The organism is Phenylobacterium sp. (assembly GCF_013822795.1).
GTDB lineage: Bacteria > Pseudomonadota > Alphaproteobacteria > Caulobacterales > Caulobacteraceae > Phenylobacterium.
In genome coordinates this window covers 1-16513 of the sequence record NZ_PNLB01000012.1, presented here as the reverse complement: position 1 = coordinate 16513, position 16513 = coordinate 1, and the positions used below count along the sequence as shown (strand labels likewise).

The 16513-nt window shown below is 70.3% G+C and carries 16 protein-coding genes and 1 riboswitch; of the genes, 10 read left to right on the top strand and 6 right to left on the bottom strand.

The window, feature by feature from the left end:
- Position 1 precedes the first annotated feature (1 nt).
- Positions 2 to 304 carry a hypothetical protein gene (locus C0481_RS11865; protein WP_293403931.1) on the bottom strand — a complete coding sequence of 101 codons (303 nt, stop codon included), beginning with the start codon at positions 302 to 304 and terminating at the stop codon, positions 2 to 4.
- Positions 305 to 587: 283 nt separating this feature from the next.
- On the opposite strand from C0481_RS11865, the gene C0481_RS11860 reads away from it, so the two are divergent.
- Positions 588 to 1457, top strand: coding sequence for a UTP--glucose-1-phosphate uridylyltransferase (locus tag C0481_RS11860; RefSeq protein WP_293403929.1), 870 nt, complete (start codon positions 588 to 590; stop codon positions 1455 to 1457).
- Between the two features lie 9 nt (positions 1458 to 1466).
- Positions 1467 to 2333 carry an NAD-dependent epimerase/dehydratase family protein gene (locus C0481_RS11855; RefSeq protein WP_293403927.1) on the top strand — a complete coding sequence of 289 codons (867 nt, stop codon included), beginning with the start codon at positions 1467 to 1469 and terminating at the stop codon, positions 2331 to 2333.
- A gap of 117 nt (positions 2334 to 2450) precedes the next feature.
- Here the strand turns inward: C0481_RS11855 and chrA are convergent, their stop codons facing one another.
- Together chrA and C0481_RS11845 are read right to left on the bottom strand one after the other, a co-directional pair.
- Entirely contained in the window at positions 2451 to 3779 is a 1329-nt protein-coding gene (gene chrA / locus C0481_RS11850) for a chromate transporter (RefSeq protein ID WP_293403925.1), read from the bottom strand.
- Positions 3780 to 3782: 3 nt separating this feature from the next.
- Positions 3783 to 4529 (bottom strand): alpha/beta hydrolase, encoded by a 747-nt coding sequence (locus C0481_RS11845; RefSeq protein ID WP_293403923.1) that lies wholly within the window; start codon positions 4527 to 4529, stop codon positions 3783 to 3785.
- Between the two features lie 84 nt (positions 4530 to 4613).
- On the opposite strand from C0481_RS11845, the gene C0481_RS11840 reads away from it, so the two are divergent.
- The 3 genes from C0481_RS11840 (at position 4614) to infC (ending at position 7403) form a co-directional block, all read left to right on the top strand.
- The gene (locus C0481_RS11840) at positions 4614 to 5792 is read left to right on the top strand and encodes a glycosyltransferase family 4 protein (protein ID WP_293403921.1); all 1179 of its coding nucleotides are present in this window, start codon (positions 4614 to 4616) and stop codon (positions 5790 to 5792) included.
- Entirely contained in the window at positions 5792 to 6766 is a 975-nt protein-coding gene (locus C0481_RS11835) for a glycosyltransferase family 9 protein (RefSeq protein ID WP_293403919.1), read from the top strand. Before C0481_RS11840 ends, C0481_RS11835 begins: the two co-directional genes overlap by 1 nt.
- A gap of 115 nt (positions 6767 to 6881) precedes the next feature.
- Positions 6882 to 7403, top strand: coding sequence for a translation initiation factor IF-3 (gene infC, locus C0481_RS11830; RefSeq protein ID WP_056016982.1), 522 nt, complete (start codon positions 6882 to 6884; stop codon positions 7401 to 7403).
- Positions 7404 to 7476: 73 nt separating this feature from the next.
- Here infC and C0481_RS11825 read toward each other — a convergent pair whose 3' ends face one another.
- Entirely contained in the window at positions 7477 to 8088 is a 612-nt protein-coding gene (locus C0481_RS11825) for a TetR/AcrR family transcriptional regulator (protein WP_293403913.1), read from the bottom strand.
- A gap of 95 nt (positions 8089 to 8183) precedes the next feature.
- On the opposite strand from C0481_RS11825, the gene C0481_RS11820 reads away from it, so the two are divergent.
- A complete protein-coding gene (locus C0481_RS11820; protein ID WP_293403911.1) occupies positions 8184 to 9134 on the top strand; it encodes an acetyl-CoA carboxylase carboxyltransferase subunit alpha in 951 nt (316 codons plus the stop codon).
- A gap of 132 nt (positions 9135 to 9266) precedes the next feature.
- The gene (locus tag C0481_RS11815; RefSeq protein ID WP_293403909.1) at positions 9267 to 10928 is read left to right on the top strand and encodes an amidohydrolase family protein; all 1662 of its coding nucleotides are present in this window, start codon (positions 9267 to 9269) and stop codon (positions 10926 to 10928) included.
- Between the two features lie 21 nt (positions 10929 to 10949).
- Here the strand turns inward: C0481_RS11815 and metA are convergent, their stop codons facing one another.
- A complete protein-coding gene (gene metA, locus C0481_RS11810) occupies positions 10950 to 11879 on the bottom strand; it encodes a homoserine O-succinyltransferase (protein WP_293403907.1) in 930 nt (309 codons plus the stop codon).
- Positions 11880 to 11922: 43 nt separating this feature from the next.
- Positions 11923 to 12028, bottom strand: a riboswitch (SAM-I-IV-variant riboswitch).
- A gap of 283 nt (positions 12029 to 12311) precedes the next feature.
- On the opposite strand from metA, the gene C0481_RS11805 reads away from it, so the two are divergent.
- Genes C0481_RS11805 through C0481_RS11795 form a run of 3 tightly spaced genes read left to right on the top strand, consistent with a single transcriptional unit; the run spans position 12312 to position 15706 of the window.
- Positions 12312 to 13568: an MFS transporter gene (locus tag C0481_RS11805; protein ID WP_293403905.1), complete on the top strand. Its 1257-nt coding sequence runs from the start codon at positions 12312 to 12314 to the stop codon at positions 13566 to 13568.
- Complete coding sequence (locus C0481_RS11800; protein ID WP_293403903.1) at positions 13565 to 14767, top strand: MFS transporter; 1203 nt, start codon at positions 13565 to 13567, stop codon at positions 14765 to 14767. The genes C0481_RS11805 and C0481_RS11800 overlap by 4 nt, the downstream gene beginning before the upstream one ends.
- A gap of 33 nt (positions 14768 to 14800) precedes the next feature.
- Positions 14801 to 15706 (top strand): DMT family transporter, encoded by a 906-nt coding sequence (locus C0481_RS11795; protein WP_293403901.1) that lies wholly within the window; start codon positions 14801 to 14803, stop codon positions 15704 to 15706.
- A gap of 1 nt (position 15707) precedes the next feature.
- Here the strand turns inward: C0481_RS11795 and C0481_RS11790 are convergent, their stop codons facing one another.
- Positions 15708 to 16418 (bottom strand): DUF1345 domain-containing protein, encoded by a 711-nt coding sequence (locus tag C0481_RS11790; RefSeq protein ID WP_293403899.1) that lies wholly within the window; start codon positions 16416 to 16418, stop codon positions 15708 to 15710.
- Positions 16419 to 16513 lie beyond the last annotated feature (95 nt).

Genomic DNA, 16513 nt, shown 5'->3' with positions numbered 1-16513 from the left:
CCTACTTGGCCGGCGGCGTGGCCGGCGGAACTTCCGTCGCCGGCGGCGGCGTCGCGGCCATCGAGCCCGTGGCCGGCGGGGTCGCCGTCATGGCGTCGGCCGGGGGCGTGGTCGCCATCGAGCCGGTCGCCGGCGGCGTCGCAGCCATACTGTCGGTCGGCGGGGCCGCGGTCATGGTGTCGGCCGGGACGTTCACGGCGGTGTCGGCGGCGGGAGTCGCCTCCTCGGCCTTCTTGCCGCAAGCGGCCAGGGTCAAGGCGAGCGCCGAAGCCGCAGCGAGCGCGGTGTAGGTGCGAAGTTTCATGGAAAGCCCTTCATTCGAACTGCTAGTGCGCCTCGTGAACCGTTCACGGCCTCGTGAGTTCCGGCCGCGCGATCACGAAACACCTTTGAAATAGCGCCCCACCGCTCAGCTTGGGTTGAGACGCCGACTCACAAACCTTAGCTTTCAAGCAACTCTATCGGTTGAAAAGCTCTTCCATCCTGCGATGGCCAGAGCTTAGCCGAAACCTGATGTCCACTTTCGGCTGGCATGTTGCGGCCTCGCCTATCGAGCATCCCGTACGGGGGAATGCGGGAGAGCTTGGATGACCAAACGTGTGCGCAAGGCCGTGTTGCCGGTGGCTGGACTGGGAACCCGGGTGCTGCCCGTGGCGCGGGCCACGCCGAAGAACCTGCTGAACGTCTTCGACCGACCGATCCTGTCCTATGTCGTCGAGGAGGCGCGCGCCGCCGGGATCGAGCACTTCGTGTTCATCACCAGCCGCGGCCAGGGCGCGATCGAGGACTATTTCGACGGCAACCCGGAGATCGAGGGGGCGCTGGAGGCCAAGGGCAAGACCGACGTCCTGGCCGAGGTGCGCCGGGACATCCTGCCGCCAGGATCGATGAGCTTCATCCGCCAGATGGCGCCGCTGGGCCTGGGCCACGCGGTCTGGTGCGCCCGCGACATCATCGGCGACGAGCCGTTCGCGGTGATCCTGCCCGACATGCTGATGGCCGCCCAGACCCCGGCCCTGGCCCAGGCGGTCGCCGCCTATGAACAGGTCGGCGGCAACATCGTAGTGGTCGAACCGGTTCCCGACAGCGAGACCCACAAGTACGGCATCGTCGCCCTGAACGGGCGCGAGGGCCGGCTGAACCGGATGACCGACATGGTCGAGAAACCCAAGCAGGGGACCGCGCCGTCGAACCTGATCATCTCCGGGCGCTACATCCTGCAGCCTGAAATCTTCCCGTTGCTGGAACGCCAGGGCAAGGGCGCGGGCGGCGAGATCCAGCTGACCGACTCGATGCTCGAGCTGATGAAGGGCCAGGACTTCCACGCCCTGGAGTACGACGGAACCACCTTTGACTGCGGCGACAAGATCGGCCTGCTGCGGGCCAATGTCGCCTTTGCGCTGCAGCGCCCCGACTTCGCCGACGCCGCGCGCAAGGCGATCGGGGAGCTGCTGTAGGCGCGCGCGGTGCGCCTGTTCATCTATGGCTACGGCTTCGTCGGCCGGGCGCTGGCCCGGCGGATGAAGGGGCAGGGCTGGGAGGTCAGCGCCACCTATCGCGACGTGGCCGACGCCGAGCCGATGCGCGCTGAGGGGATCGACGCGGTTCCCGCCACTGACAAGGACGCCATCGCCGAGCGCCTGGCGAACGTGCAGGCGCTGCTGGTCACGCCGCCTCCGGGACCTGAGGGATGTCCGGCGCTGCAGATGCTGGTCCCGGCCCTGGCCAAGGCCGGCGCCTTTCCCGACTGGATCGGCTATCTCTCGACCACCGGCGTCTATGGCGACCGGCGCGGCGGCTGGGCGTTCGAAGGCGGCCGGCTGGCGGCGCAGTCGCCGGAAGGCGCGCGGCGGGTGGCGGCCGAGCGCGACTGGCTGGAGGTCGGGCGCGGCATGGGCCTGACCATCACCATCCACCGGCTGCCGGGGGTCTATGGCCCCGGGCGCTCGGCGTTCGAGCGCCTGCGCGACGGACGGGCCAAGCGCTACGACGCGCCGGGGCATGTGGTCGGCCGGGTGCATGTCGACGACGTGGCGGCGGGATTGGCGGCCTCGATCGCGCGGCCGCGGGCCGGCGGGATCTACAATCTCTGCGACGACGAACCGGCGGCCAACAGCACGGTGATCGCCCATGCGGCGGCGCTGCTCGGCCTGCCCGAACCGCCGCTGCTGGCGCTCGACATCGACGCCCTGCCGGTCAAGGCGCAGCGGTTCTATCGCGAGAACCGGCGGGTCTCGAACGCGCGGGCCAAGGCCGAGCTGGGCTGGCGGCCGGCCTATCCGACCTATCGCCAGGGCCTGGCGGCGATTTTGGCGGGGATGGGTCCGTCTTAGTTGCTCCCCCTCTGGGGGAGCTGTCAGCCGAAAGGCTGACTGAAGGGGCCTGGGGAGTCAGCAGTCCCCCTCCGTCTCGATGCTTCGCATCGATCCACCTCCCCCAGCAGGGGAGAATTACGACAGCGATCCCAGAACCAACCCGCCGAGCGCGCAGGCGATCAGGGTCGGGGTCAGGCCGACCTTGAAGCGCAGCATGGCGAGGGCGGCGGCCCCGGCGAGCAGGGCCGGTCGCCAGTCGAAGCTGGCCAGGACCGGCAGGTCGGGGCCAAGGCCGCTGGTCACCTGGCCAAACAGCAGGTGCAGGCCGAACCAGAGGGCGAGGTTGGCGATGACGCCGACCACCGCGGCGGTGATCGCGGCGAGCGCAGCGGCGGCGGCGCGGTGACCGCGCAGCGCCTCGACATAGGGCGCGCCGAGGAAGATCCAAAGGAAGCAGGGCGCGAAGGTGACCCAGGTGGTCAGCAGGGCGCCGAGGGTTCCGGCCGCCAGCGGATCGAGGCCGCCGGCCTGGCGGTAGGCGGCCAGGAAGCCGACGAACTGCAGCACCAGGATCAGCGGGCCGGGCGTGGTCTCGGCCAGGCCCAGGCCGTCGGCCATCTCGCCGGGCTGGAGCCAGCCGAAGCCGTCGACGGCGGCCTGGGCGACATAGGCCAGCACGGCGTAGGCGCCGCCGAAGGTGACCACGCCCATTGTCGAGAAGAACCCGGCCAGCCGCGTCCAGACGCTGGCCTCGCCGGTCAGCAGGTAGAGCGCGACGACGGGGGCCAGCCAGACCGGCAGCCAGACCGCCAGCACCCGCAAGGCGCGGCCGCGCGAGGGCGTCAGGTGCCCGCCCTGCCCCGCGGCGATCACCGCGTCGACGAGGTCGGGCGTCTCAGGGGCGTCCTGGCCCTGGGCTGGCGGCGCCAACAGCGCCGGCGCGAACCAACCCAGCAGTCCGGCGGCGAGGATGACCAGCGGGAACGGGACGCGCAGGACGTAAAGCGCCAGGAAGGCGGCCACGGCGACCAGCACGGCGGCGCGGGTCTTCAGCGCCCGGCGGCCGACCCGCAGCACCGCCTCAATCACGATCGCCAGCACCGCCGACTTCACGCCCAGGAACAGCGCCGCGGCCAGCGGCGAGGCGCCGAGCAGCGCGTAGGCGATGCTGAGGCCGAGCATGACCAGGGCGCCGGGGATCACGAACAGCAGCCCGGCCAGCAGCCCGCCGGCCGTGCGGTGCATCAGCCAGCCGACATAGGTGGCGAGCTGCTGGGCCTCGGGGCCCGGCAGCAGCATGCAGTAGTTGAGCGCGTGCAGGAACCGCCGCTCGCTGATCCAGCCGCGCTCCTCGACCAGCACCTTGTGCATCAGGGCGATCTGGCCGGCCGGCCCGCCGAAGCTCAAGCAGCCGATGCGCGCCCAGACCCTGGCCGCCTCCCAGAAGCTGGGGATCGGCGCCATGCGCTAGGCGATCAGTTCGTCGAGGGCGGCGGTGAGGCGCGCCAGGTCCTGCGGTCGCGACAGCCGGTGGTCGCCGTCCTTGATCAGGCTGAACACCACGTCGTCGCCGCGGATCGCCTGCGCGAGCTCCAACGCATGGCGCCAGGGCACGTCCGGGTCGGCCCCGCCCTGCAGGATGCGGACGGGGACGTCGATGTTCACCGGGCCGGGCAGGATCGACCAGCGGGCCCCGTCCTCCAGCAGCTCGCGGGCGATGGGATAGGGCTCGCCGTACTCGGACGGCCGCAGCCAGACGCCGGTCGCGGCCATCTGCTCGCGGGCGGCGGGAGTCATCTCCGGGGCCATCAGCTTTTCGGTGAAGTCCGGGGCCGGGGCGATCAGCACCATGGCCGCCACCCGCTCGGGGACCGCGCCGGCCACCAGGCAGGAGATCCAGCCGCCCATCGACGAGCCGACCAGCACGGCCGGACCGTCAACCAGGGCTTCCAGCACCGCCAGCGCGTCGTCGCGCCAGCGGGTGATCGTGCCCTTGGCGAAGTCGCCCTGCGAATCGCCGTGGCCGAAATAGTCGAACCGGACATAGGCGCGGCCGCGGGCCAGCGCCCAGTCGGCCAGCACCTGCGCCTTGGTCCCGGCCATGTCGGAGCGGAAGCCGCCCAGCCAGACCACCGTCGGGCCCGCGCCGGCGACCGCCCGCCAGGCCAGTTTCGCCCCGTCGGGCCGTTCCAGAAATCCGCTCGTCTCAGCCATGGGTCGGTCATAACGCGCGGATGTGACATCGTTAAGCGCGCGCAGAGGGTTTACCAAACCGAGGCTTGCGCTATGCAGAACCCCGTGACGCTTCCCCCAGACTTCACTCTCCTGCAGGTCGTGCCGGAACTCGAAACCGGCGGGGCCGAACAGACCACCATCGACGTGGCCGACGCGGTCGTGCGCGCCGGGGGCAAGGCCCTGGTCGCGACCCGTGGCGGGCGCATGGCCGCACGGCTGGAAGCCGACGGCGGACGGCTGGCCCAGATGCCGGTGCAGACCAAGAACCCGCTGGTGATGCTGGGCAACGCCGCGCGGCTGGTCGACCTGATCCGCAAGGAGAAGGTGTCGATCGTGCACGCCCGCAGCCGCGCGCCGGCGTTCTCGGCGCTGTGGGCGGCGCAGGCGACGCGCACGCCGTTCGTGGCGACCTATCACGGCGTCTACGGGGCCAAGAACAGCGTCAAGCGCTGGTACAACGCGGTGATGACCCGCGGCGACCTGGTGATCGCCAATTCCGACTACACCCGCGACCACGTGCTGGCCGAGCACAAGCTCGACCCGGACAAGATCGTCTCGATCCCGCGCGGGATCGACCTGGAGCGCTTCAACCCCAGCTGGGTGACGCCCGAGCGCGTGCAGACGCTGCGCGAGGCCTGGGGCGTCGACAGCCGCGACCGCCGCGTGAAGCTGCTGCTGGCCGGCCGGCTGACCCGGATCAAGGGCCACCTGCTGATCATCGAGGCGGCCAAGCGCATGCGCGCGGGCGGCGTCGAGAACTTCCTGATCCTGTTCGCCGGCGACGATCAGGGCCGCACCGGCTATCGCGAGGAAGTCGAGGCGGCGATCGTCGCGGCGGGCCTGTCGGAACACGTGCGGCTGGTCGGCCATTGCGACGACATGCCGGCCGCCTACCAGATCTGCGACATCGCCATGCTGCCGACCACCAAGCCGGAATCGTTCGGCCGCACGGCGGTCGAGCCGCAGGTGATGGGCAAGCCGGTGCTGGCCTCCGACCACGGCGGCACCACCGAGACGGTGCTGTCGGGCGAGACCGGCTGGCTGGTCAAGGTCGACGACCCCGACGCCTGGGCCGCGGCGATGGGCAAGGCGATCGAGATGGGCGGCCCGCGGCTGGCGGCCATGGGCCAAGCGGCGGCGAACCGCGCGCGCCGGCTCTATTCGGTCGACGCGATGTGCGAGGCGACGCTGGACGCCTACGCCCGCGTACTGGCGGCCCGCAGTTCGGGATTCCACGGCTGATGTCGCGCGAGATCAAGAAAATCCTGGTCATCAAGCTCTCGGCCCTGGGCGACTTCGTCCTGGCGCTGGCGGCGATGAAGAAGATCCGCCAGGTCCACAAGCGGGCGCACATCACCCTGCTGACCACGCCGCCGTTCGAGAGCCTGGCCAAGGCCTGCCCGTACTTCAACGCGGTCGAGACCGACGGGCGGCCCGAGGGCCTGGGCGAATGGCTGGCCCTGCGCAAGCGGCTGAAGGCGGCCAAGTACGACCGCGTCTATGACCTGCAGACCTCGGCGCAATCGGCGCGGATCTTTCATCTGCTGACGCCGTTCCCGCCGGAGTGGTCGGGCATCGCCGCCGGCTGCTCGCTGCCGCACAAGAACCCCAACCGCAACCGCATGCACACGCTGGAGCGCCACGCCGACCAGCTGAAGTACGCCGGCATCTGGCCCGACGCCCCGACCGAACCCGGCAGCGCCCCGGGACCGGACCTGTCGTGGGTGCTGCCCAAGCCGAGCCAGACGCGGCCGGTGCCGGGCGGGGTCAAGCCCAAGCCCTATGCGCTGTTCGTGCCGGGCGGTTCGGCCCACCGGCTGGACAAGCGCTGGTCGGCCGAGCGCTACGGCCAGCTAGGCAAGATCCTGGCCGAGCGCGGCTACGACATCGTGATCATCGGCGGCCCGCAGGAAAGCGCCCTGGCCCGCCAGATCCAGCGCGAGGTCGGTCACGTCCGCGACCTGACCGGCCGGACCGATTTCGCCAAGGTCGCCATGCTGGGCGCCAAGGCCGCGCTGGTGGTCGGCAACGACACCGGCCCGCTGCATCTGGCGGCGGCGACCGGCGCGCCGACCGTGGTGCTGTTCTCCAGCGCCTCGGACCCGCAACTGGCCGCTCCCCGCGGCCATGTGACGGTGCTGCGGTCGGGCAGCCTGAGCGATCTTTCTGTGGCCGAGGTCCTACAGGCGGCGAACGCTTTGCTGCCTCAGCAGTAGCACCGCTTGATTGGGGGCATCCCCTTCGTCATATATGGCTCTCCGACCGGAGCCCCCGCGCTGCCGGCCGCACGTGTTTCAACAGCTCTAGGAGCGAAAGCCTATTCGCCGCCCCATGCAGGCGCCGCCCGTCAAAGACGGACCGCGCATCAATGATGAGATCCGCGTCCCCAAGGTTCTGCTTATCGACCAGCACGGCGAGAAGCAGGGCGTGATGCCGACGTCGAGCGCCATGGAGGCCGCTGAGGAAGCTGGCCTCGACCTGGTCGAAATCGTGCCCAATGCGGATCCGCCGGTCTGCAAGATCCTGGACTACGGCAAGTTCAAGTTCCAGGAACAGAAGAAGAAGAACGAGGCTCGCAAGCGCCAGAAGGTCGTCGAGATCAAGGAGATCAAACTCCGTCCGAACATCGACATTCACGACTACGAAGTGAAGACCAAGGCGATGCACCGGTTCTTCGACGAAGGCGACAAGGTGAAGGTCACCCTGCGCTTCCGCGGTCGCGAACTGGCTCACCCGGAGCTGGGCATGAAGCTGCTGCAGAAGGTCAAGGCCGACTTCGACGAAGTCGCCAAGGTCGAGTACGAGCCGCGCATGGAAGGCCGTCAGATGATCATGATCCTGGCCCCGCGCTAGGGTCGATCACCACCGACAGATCGACGAACGGCCGCCCTTCGGGGCGGCCGTTTGCGTGTGGCCGGATCGGGGGCTAGGCGCTCTCCTCCCGCTTGGCGACCGTATAGCCCAGATAGGCGCGGCCCAGCCGCACGAGCTCGTCCTCGAATTCCTGGCTCTGCAGGAAGTCGACCCCTTCGAGCACGGCGGCCCGCATCGCGCCCTGCACCGCCCGGCCCAGCACGAAGGCCTGGACCGGACTCAGCGGGCGGCCCTCGGCATCGGTCATGCCGACTTCCACCGCCGCGAACTTCGCCGCCAGTTCGCTGTGATCGGCGTGGGCCAGCATGGCCGACACGGCGATCCGCCGCGCCCGGCTGCGCCCGGCGAAGGCCTGGACGAAGGCGCGAATGATCGCGCGATCGCGCGCCACGCCAGGGCTGCCGCCCTCCAGCACATCCATCACGGCCTGGCGGTGCGCCTCGGTTTCGCGGAGCGCGAGCGCCTGCAGGATCGAGCGCTTGTCGGGGAAGTAGCGATAGAGCGTGCCGATGCTGACGCCGGCCCGCTCCGCGACGGCGTTGGTGTTGAAACCCGCCTCGCCGGTCGCCTCCAAGACTTGAGCCGCCGCCTCTAGGACGATGTCGACGGAGAGGCGCGCCCGCCGCTGGCGCGGGATTTTGCGAGTGTTTTCAACGACGCTCATCGACGCCTCCCGGGGCCTTCGCCAGCACTGAAAGTCGAGTAACAGAGGCCGCACGTCACCCCTAGCCTTCGCCTCGGCAAATCGCGGGGCGGCAATTGAATCATCTAGAGTTCGAACGACCGATCACAGAGCTGGAGGCCAAGATCGCTGATCTCGCCAGGCTGGCCGAGACGCTGGGCACGGCGAGCCTGGAGGCCGAGTTGGAGGCGATGCGGGCCCGGGCCGACGAACTGCGCCGGAACACCTTCAAGTCCCTGAACGCCTGGCAGAAGACCCAGGTGGCGCGGCATCCGGGGCGGCCGCACTGCGTCGACTATCTGGCCGGTCTCATCGACGAGTTCGTCGAGCTTCGCGGCGACCGCAGCTTCGGCGACGACCAGACTGTCATTGGCGGGCTGGGCCGTTTCCGCGGACGGCCGATCGTGGCGGTCGGCATCGAGAAGGGGCACGACACCGCGACGCGGCTGAAGCACAACTTCGGCGCGGCGCGCCCGGAGGGATACCGCAAGGCGGTACGGCTGATGGACCTGGCCGAACGGTTCAACCTGCCGGTGATCAGCTTCGCCGACACCGCCGGCGCCTATCCCGGCGCGGCCTCAGAAGAGCGGGGCGTCGCTGAGGCCATCGCCCGCAGCATCGAACGCGGACTTTCGCTGGGGGTCGCCAACGTCGCGGTGATCACGGGCGAAGGAGGTTCCGGCGGCGCGCTGGCGCTGGCGGCCGCGAACAAGGTCCTGATGCTTGAGCACTCGGTGTACTCGGTCATCAGTCCGGAAGGCGCCAACTCCATTCTGTGGCGCGGCGCGCGCACGCCCGGCGAGGCGGCCAGCGCCATGAAGATCACCGCGCAGGACCTGCTGAAGCTGAACGTCGTCGATCGGATCGTGGCCGAACCATCGGGCGGCGGCCACGCCGACCCCGAAACGACGATCAGGTCCGTGGGCGACGCCGTCGAGGCCGAACTTCGAGGGCTGGACGGCCTCAGCGCCGAGGACCTCCGCCGCCAGCGCCGGGACCGCTTCTACGCCATCGGCCGGCTGGCCTAGCCAAGGCGAGGCCCCGCGGCGAACCAACGAAGGCCTGGAGCGGCGGTCGTTTGCGTTTGATCTCAACAGCTTGACGCGCGCTCGGGGCGGCCCGAGCCTCACGATCGCAAGCGCCGCCAGGAGGATTCGGTCATGCGCACGTGCCTGAGCGTACTGGCGGTGCTGCTGTCGCCTGTCGCGGCCGAGGCCGGCGACCTCTACCTCGTCAACGGCAAGGTGTTCACCGGCGCAGGAATAGCCCCCGCCCAGGCGCTGGCGATCCGCGACGGGAAAATCGCCGCGGTCGGAGACGACGCGACGATCCGCGCCATGGCCGGCGGCAGGGTCGCGGTCGACCTGGGCGGTCGCCTGGTCACCCCGGGCCTGATCGAAGCTCACGCCCACATCCCGGCCGCCACCTCCGCGCGGCAGGCGCCGACGCCCAACCTGCCCTGGCCCGGGCCGACCCCGGACGAGGCGTTGGCGGCGGCGGCCGCCGGAGCCGCCCAGGGTCCAGGTTGGGTCGACGTGACCATCGGCCCGCTGACGGCCAACGACACCCGAGACTGGCGCGCGGCGCTGGACGCTGTCGCACCGAACAACCCGGTCGCCCTGCGCGCCTGGTGGGGCCACGGCACGCTGGTGAACTCCGCCGCCCTCAAGGCGCTCGGCGTCGCCGACACTGCGGCCGACCCGATCGGCGGATGGCTGGGACGGCGGGCGGACGGCGCGCCCGACGGCCGCCTGCGCGAGAACGCCGAGTGGGGACTGATGCGCGCCAGGGACGCCGGAGTCCCCCCGGGCGCCCTGGCGGAGAAATACCGCGCGGCCGATGCGCTCTATGCCGGCTGGGGGGTCACCACCACCCACGTCATGCTGAACAACCAGGCCCTGCCCCGAGCGCTGGCGGCGCTGACGATCGCCCGGCCGACGACCAAGTGGCGGCTCTATGCCTGGGCCATGCCCGAGCGACGGATCGGCGACGCCTGGGACCAGTTCGCCAGCGCCCCGGCCGCGCCGGGCGGAGTGCGGGTGACCGGCGTCAAATGGGTGCTCGATTCCACGCCGATCGATCGCGACGCGCGGCTGTCCGCGCCCTATGCCGACCGTCCGGACTGGTCGGGACGCTCGAACTATACCGACGCCCAACTGCGCGAACTGCTGGCCGGGGTGCTGGCGCATCCGGACCAACAGGCGGCGCTGCACGTGGTCGGCGACGCCGAGCTGGTCCGGCTGATGGACGCCATGGAGGCGCTGGCCCCGCCGGCGACCTGGGCGGCGCGGCGGGTTCGCATCGAGCACGGCGACGGCCTGCCCGCCGGCAGGTTCGAGCAGGCCCGGCGGCTGGGCCTGGTGATGGTGCAAAACCCGCTGCACCTGGACCCGATGCCCGACGCCAGCGGAACCCCGATGCTCGTTGCGCGGCTGGGCGAGCGTGCGCCGACGAACATGCCGCTGCGCTCGCTGGTGGACTCGGGTCTGCCGCTGGCCCTGGGCTCGGACGCCGGCGGACCGGCGGCCAATCCGTTCCTGAACATGATGCTGGCCGCCATCGCCCCGACCGCCCCGGGCGAGGCCCTGTCGCGCGAGCAGGCGCTGGTCGCCTACAGCGCCGGCGGCGCCTATGCCGAGGGCGAAGAGGAGGCCAAGGGCGCGCTGGCGGTCGGCATGGCGGCGGACCTGGCGGTGCTGTCGCAGGACATCCTCAGCGTCTCGCTGGACGCCCTGCCCGCTACCCGCAGCCTGCTGACCCTGGTCGACGGCGAGCCGGTGCATGCCGAAGGCCCGTTCGCCGCGCTGAAGCCCACGCCGTGAGGCGCGCCTTGGCGTGAGCGGTCAGACGTACGCCTCGGCGCCGATGTCGGCGAGGTTGTAGGGCGTCGTGCGGTAGATCTCGTTGATCCAGTTGGCGAACAGCAGGTGGGCGTGGCTGCGCCAGCGATTGCCTGGCGCGCGGTCCGGGTCGCCGCCAGGGAAATAGTGCAGCGGCTGCGGGGTGGCCGGGTCCTTGGCCCGGTCGCGGACGAATTCGTCGGCGAGCGTGGCGGCGTCATATTCCAGGTGATTGAACATGTGCAGCCCGCGCCGGGCCGGATCCTCGACAAGGCAGAGACCGGCTTCGTCGGATTCCAGCAGCACCTTGAGCCCGACGTGTTGCGGCAGTTCCTCGCGCCGCACCTCGGTCCATCGCGAAACCGGCACGTCGACCTCGTCGGACATGCCCCGCAGGTAGGGCGAGGCCGGCGCGACCAGGCGGTGAGTGAAGACGCCAGAGCGCTTGGCCGGCAGCACGTGCTTGCCGACGCCGTGGAAGTGGCGCAGCGCGGCCTGGGCGGCCCAGCAGATGTTGAGGCCGCTGTGCACGTGGCTCTCCGACCAATCGAAGATCCGCCGCAGCTCGTCCCAGTAGTCGACCTGTTCGAACGGCAGCGTCTCGACCGGGGCGCCGGTTACGACGAAGCCGTCGAAACGCTCGTGCTTGACCTCGTCCCAGGTCCGATAGAAGGCGGCCAGGTGTTCCGGCGGCGTGTTGCGCGGCGTGTAGCTGGCCAGCTGGACCAGCGAGAGCTCGACCTGCAGCGGGGTGGCGCCCAGCAGGCGCGCAAACTGGATCTCGGTCTTCGGCTTGTCCGGCATCAGGTTGAGCAGGCCGATGCGCAGCGGCCGGATGTCCTGTCGCGCCGCCTGCGTCTCGGCCATGACGATGACGCCCTCGGCTTCCAGGGTGGCGCGTGCAGGCAAGGCGTCGGGAATCTTGATCGGCAAGGCTCGGCCCTCAAAAACTTCAATTCGGCCGGGACGGAGCTGGGATCACCCGTTTGGTTGCCGCCTCGGCCGCATCCTCCCCGGGGGAGCGCCACCTTGCTCGGGAAAGCAGGTTGGCGTTGGGCGACGCCCAACTCTTGATGCAAGACCAGCAATAAGAAATGCCGGCGCTTCCCACAAGCCCCGACCGTCCATCGGTCAGCCCCGAACGCCGAGCCGAGGCCGGACCAGCGGCACGAACCGCTCGACTTCAGCGCCCCACGGGGTGCGATCATGCCGTAGCGGCAGCTGGGCTTGAGGCGTTCGTGCGCGCTGAGGAATGGAGGGCGGGGGCCGCCATACTGAGGCCTCGAAGCCGCACCCCCGCGACCGAACAACCAAGCCCCGAACTCGGGCTTGCGGCGTAACGCAGGTCGTCTTAACAGCGCTCACATGTCCGACACCGCGCCGCGCGGGAAGGCCCCGTCCCGCTGGGCGGCGCCGTCCCTGATCGCCGTCATTTTCATCAATATGCTCGGCTTCGGGATCATCGTTCCGTTGCTGCCGTTCTACGCCAAGTCGTTCGACGCGCCGGGCTGGCAGATCGGCATGATCTTCGCGGCCTATTCAGTCGGCGCCTTCTTCGGCGAGCCGTTCTGGGGCCGGCTGTCAGACAAGTACGGCCGCAAGCCGCTGCTGATCTCGACGATCACCGGCAACTGCCTCTGCTACCTGGCCCTGGCCTTCGCCCCCAACATCTGGGCGGCGTTCGCAATCCGCCTGGTCGGCGGCCTGGCGGCCGGCAACGGCGCGGTCGTGCAAGGCTACCTGGCCGACGTCACCCCGCCCGAAAAGCGCGCGCGGCAGATGTCGTACCAGAGCGCAGCCTGGAACGTCGGCCTGATCGTCGGCCCGTCGGTCGGCGGCCTCTTCGTGCATACCGGGGCCGGGCCCGTCGGCTTCCGCATTCCGCTGTTCATCGCCTCGGGCCTGGCGCTGCTCTGCGTCATCGCGATCATGCTGTTCATTCGCGAGAGCCGCATCCGCGACACCAGCATCACCGATCGCCCCAGCCGCTGGTCGGCGATCGGCGAGGCGGTCAGCCATCCGGTGATCGGCCGGCTGATGCTGCTGACCTTCCTGGTCGGCTTCGCCTTCACCGGCATCGAGTCGATGTTCGGCCCGTGGGCCAACGCCCGGTTCGGCTGGGAGCCGCGAGACATCGGCGTCTGCTTCGCCTTCGTCGGCGTCGCCGCGTTCCTGACCCAAACGCTGGTCACCGGCCAGATGTCCGAGCGGTTCGGAGAGGGGCCGATGCTGGCGGTCGGCATGGGCATGACCGTCATCGGCGCCTCGCTGCAGACCATCTCCACGGGCGGCCCGATGACCATCGCCCTGATGTGCTTCACCGCCGTGGGACAATCGGTGGCGTTCCCGAACGTCGGAGCGCTTATCTCGCGCACCGCCGACCCGCATAAGCAGGGCCAGATCCTGGGGCTGAACAACGCCTGCGGCGCGGCCGCGCGCGTGGTCGGGCCGATCACCGCCGGCTTCGTCTTCGAGCACGTCCTGAACGGGCCCTTCATCATCGGCGCGCTGGTGGTGGCGCCGGCGATCTTCCTGGCCCTGTCGGCCGGCCGGCGGGCCAAGGCCCATCTGGCGGCGCAGCAAGCCGAGGCGGCGGAGCCCCAACCGGCGGAACAGTCGTGACCCAGGCCCCGCCAGCGCCCGCGGGCGACCGGCGGGCGCTGATCGTCCTGCTGTCGGTGATCTTCCTGAACATCGCCGGCTTTGGATTGGTGATCCCGCTGCTGCCGTTCTTCGGCAAGGCGCTGAACGCCCCGGCCTGGCAGATCACCCTCCTGTTCTCGGCGTACTCGTTCGGGCAGTTCCTGGGCGAGCCGTTCTGGGGCCGGATGTCCGACCGCCTCGGTCGCCGGCCGGTGCTGATGGTCACCATCGCCACCGGGGCGCTGGCCTATGTGGCGCTGGCCTTCGCCCCCAACATCTGGCTGGCCTTCCTGGCGCGGTTCGTAGGCGGCTTCCTGTCGGGCAACATCTCGACGCTGCAAGGCGCGCTGGCCGACATCACCCGACCTGAGGAGCGCGCGGCCAAGATGGGACTGATGGGCTCGGCCTTCTCGCTGGGCTTCATGGTCGGTCCCGCCCTGGGCGGCCTGCTGGCGCATCCGGAACTGGGAACCCTCGGCTTCCAGATCCCGCTGTTCGCGGCCGCGGGCTTTGGCCTGCTGTCGGCGCTGGCGGTGTTCGCCTTCGTGCGCGAGAGCAAGCCTGAGCCGCGCAAGGGCCCGCAGCCCAACCGCATGGCGGTGCTGCGCGTCTCGCTGGCGCACCCGATCATCCTGCGGGTGATGCTGATCAGCTTCGTGGTGATCTCGGGGTTCGCCGGGATCGAGGCGACCTACGGCCTGTGGACCGAGCACCGCTTCAACTGGGGCCCGCGCGAGATCGGCTTCGCGTTCATGGGCATCGGCGTGCTGGGGGCGTTCTGCCAGGCGGTGGTGACCGGGACGCTGGTCCGCCGCCATGGCGAGGCGCTGGTCCTCACCGCCGGCCTCGGCGCCATGTGGATCGGGATGATCTTCCAGTTCTTCTCGCCCAACTGGCCGGTGGCCATGGTCGGGTTCGCGTTCGTCTGCTTCGGGCAGTCGATCTGCTTTCCGTGTCTGACGGCGCTGATCTCGCAGGCCACGCCGCCCGAGCGGCAGGGCGAGACCCTGGGCCTCAACATGTCGAACATGGCGCTGGCGCGGATCGGCGGCCCGATCGTGGCCGGCCAGCTGTTCTCGCGCGTCGACCCCGGCGCGGCCTTCGTGGTGACGGCGATCCTGATCGTGCCGGCGGTGGTCATGGCGCTGCAGATCCTGAAGCGGACGCCGCGGCCGTGACGAAGAGGGGCGCCTTCCGCTAGGTTGCGCGCCATGTCCCAGTCCCCCGGCCACGCCGGCGCGTCGCGCGCCTTGATCCCCTATGCGGCGCTGATCGGCGCGATCATCTCGCTGTGCGTGGGCACCTCGTTCGCCAAGCAGCTGTTCCCGCTGGTCGGAGCGCAGGGGGCGAGCGCGTATCGGGTCGGATTCTCGGCGCTGCTGCTGTGCCTGATCTGGCGGCCCTGGCGCCAGCCGCTGACGCGCGACGATGTGGGCCGGCTCGTCCTCTACGGGACGGTGCTGGGGCTGATGAACCTCTGCTTCTACATGGCGATCCGCACCATCCCGCTGGGGCTGGCCATCGCTATCGAGTTCATCGGGCCGCTGAGCCTGGCGTTGATCCACTCGCGGCGGCCGATCCACTTCCTCTGGATCGGGCTGGCGGCGCTGGGCCTGCTGCTGCTCCTGCCGCTACGCGATGCGGCCCACGCGCTGGACCCGGTCGGGGTCGGCTACGCCGCGGCCGCCGCGGTGTTCTGGGCGCTGTACATCGTGCTCGGCAAGCGCACCGGCCACCTGCCGGCCGGACAGTCGGTGGCGCTGGGCATGAGCACCGCGGCGCTGATCATCGTGCCGATCGGCCTGGTCGAGGCCGGCGCGGCGCTGTTCGACCCTGCCCTGCTCGGCCTGGGGCTGGTGGTGGCGATCGTCTCGAGCGCGATCCCCTACTCGCTGGAGATGGTCGCGCTGCGCGGCATCCCCAAGCGCAGCTTCGGGGTGATGCTCAGCCTGGAGCCGGCGGCCGGCGCGCTGGCCGGCCTGCTGATTCTCAGCGAGCAGCTGGCGGCCTCGCAGTGGCTGGCGATCGGCCTGATCATCGCCGCCTCGGTCGGGGTGATCCTGACCGATCCGGCCGCCGCCGGGCAGATCGCCGAGGACGGCGCGCCCGCGCCCTGAGCTAGAACAGCCCCGCCAGCAGGTTGATCGTCAGGGCCAGCACCACGGTGTTGAACACGAAGGCGACGACGCCGTGGACGGTGCCGATGCGGCGCAGGGCCTTGGACGTGAAGGAGACGTCCGCGGTCTGGCAGGCGACGCCGATGACCACCGAGAAGTGCAGGAAGTCCCAGTAGTCGGGCAGCTCGCCGCCAGGGAACTGCAGGCCGCCGGCGTCGCGCGGCGTGTCGTCGTCGGGGGCGTAGTACTCGTGCGCGTAGTGCAGGGCGAAGACCATCTGCACCATGAACCAGGAAGCGGCGACAGTGGCGAAGACCAGCCCGATCCGCAGCGCCTTGATGAGGCCGGTGTCGACCTGGGCGGCGGACAGCTCCTTGGCGATGACCCAGATGCTGGTCGCGGCGGCGGCCACGGCGAGCGCCAGGATCACGCCCTGGCCCTGGTCCTGGGTCGCGGCGACGGCGCGCATGCGGGCCGGATCGGCGCCCCACATCATCGAGATCGCCAGCGTGATGAAGGTCAGGCAGGTGGCGTCCCAGGCCAGGATCGCGGCGGTGACCAGACTGAGGTTGTTGGGAATCAGCAGGCAGGCGCCCCAGACCAGCAGGCCGGCTCCGACGCCGGCCAGCAGTCGTGGGCGGGCGACGAAGGCGCCGAGCACGCGGCGGCGGCGGCGCGGGGCGGCGGCGGGCGGTGCGGGCGTGGACGCCATCGGAGCCTCGTTGCGAACCGGTCGAGCAACTATATCCCGGCCGGCGCCGAGTCGCCGCAGCGAGACTCAAACCCTTGCCTTCCCACACCCTTTCG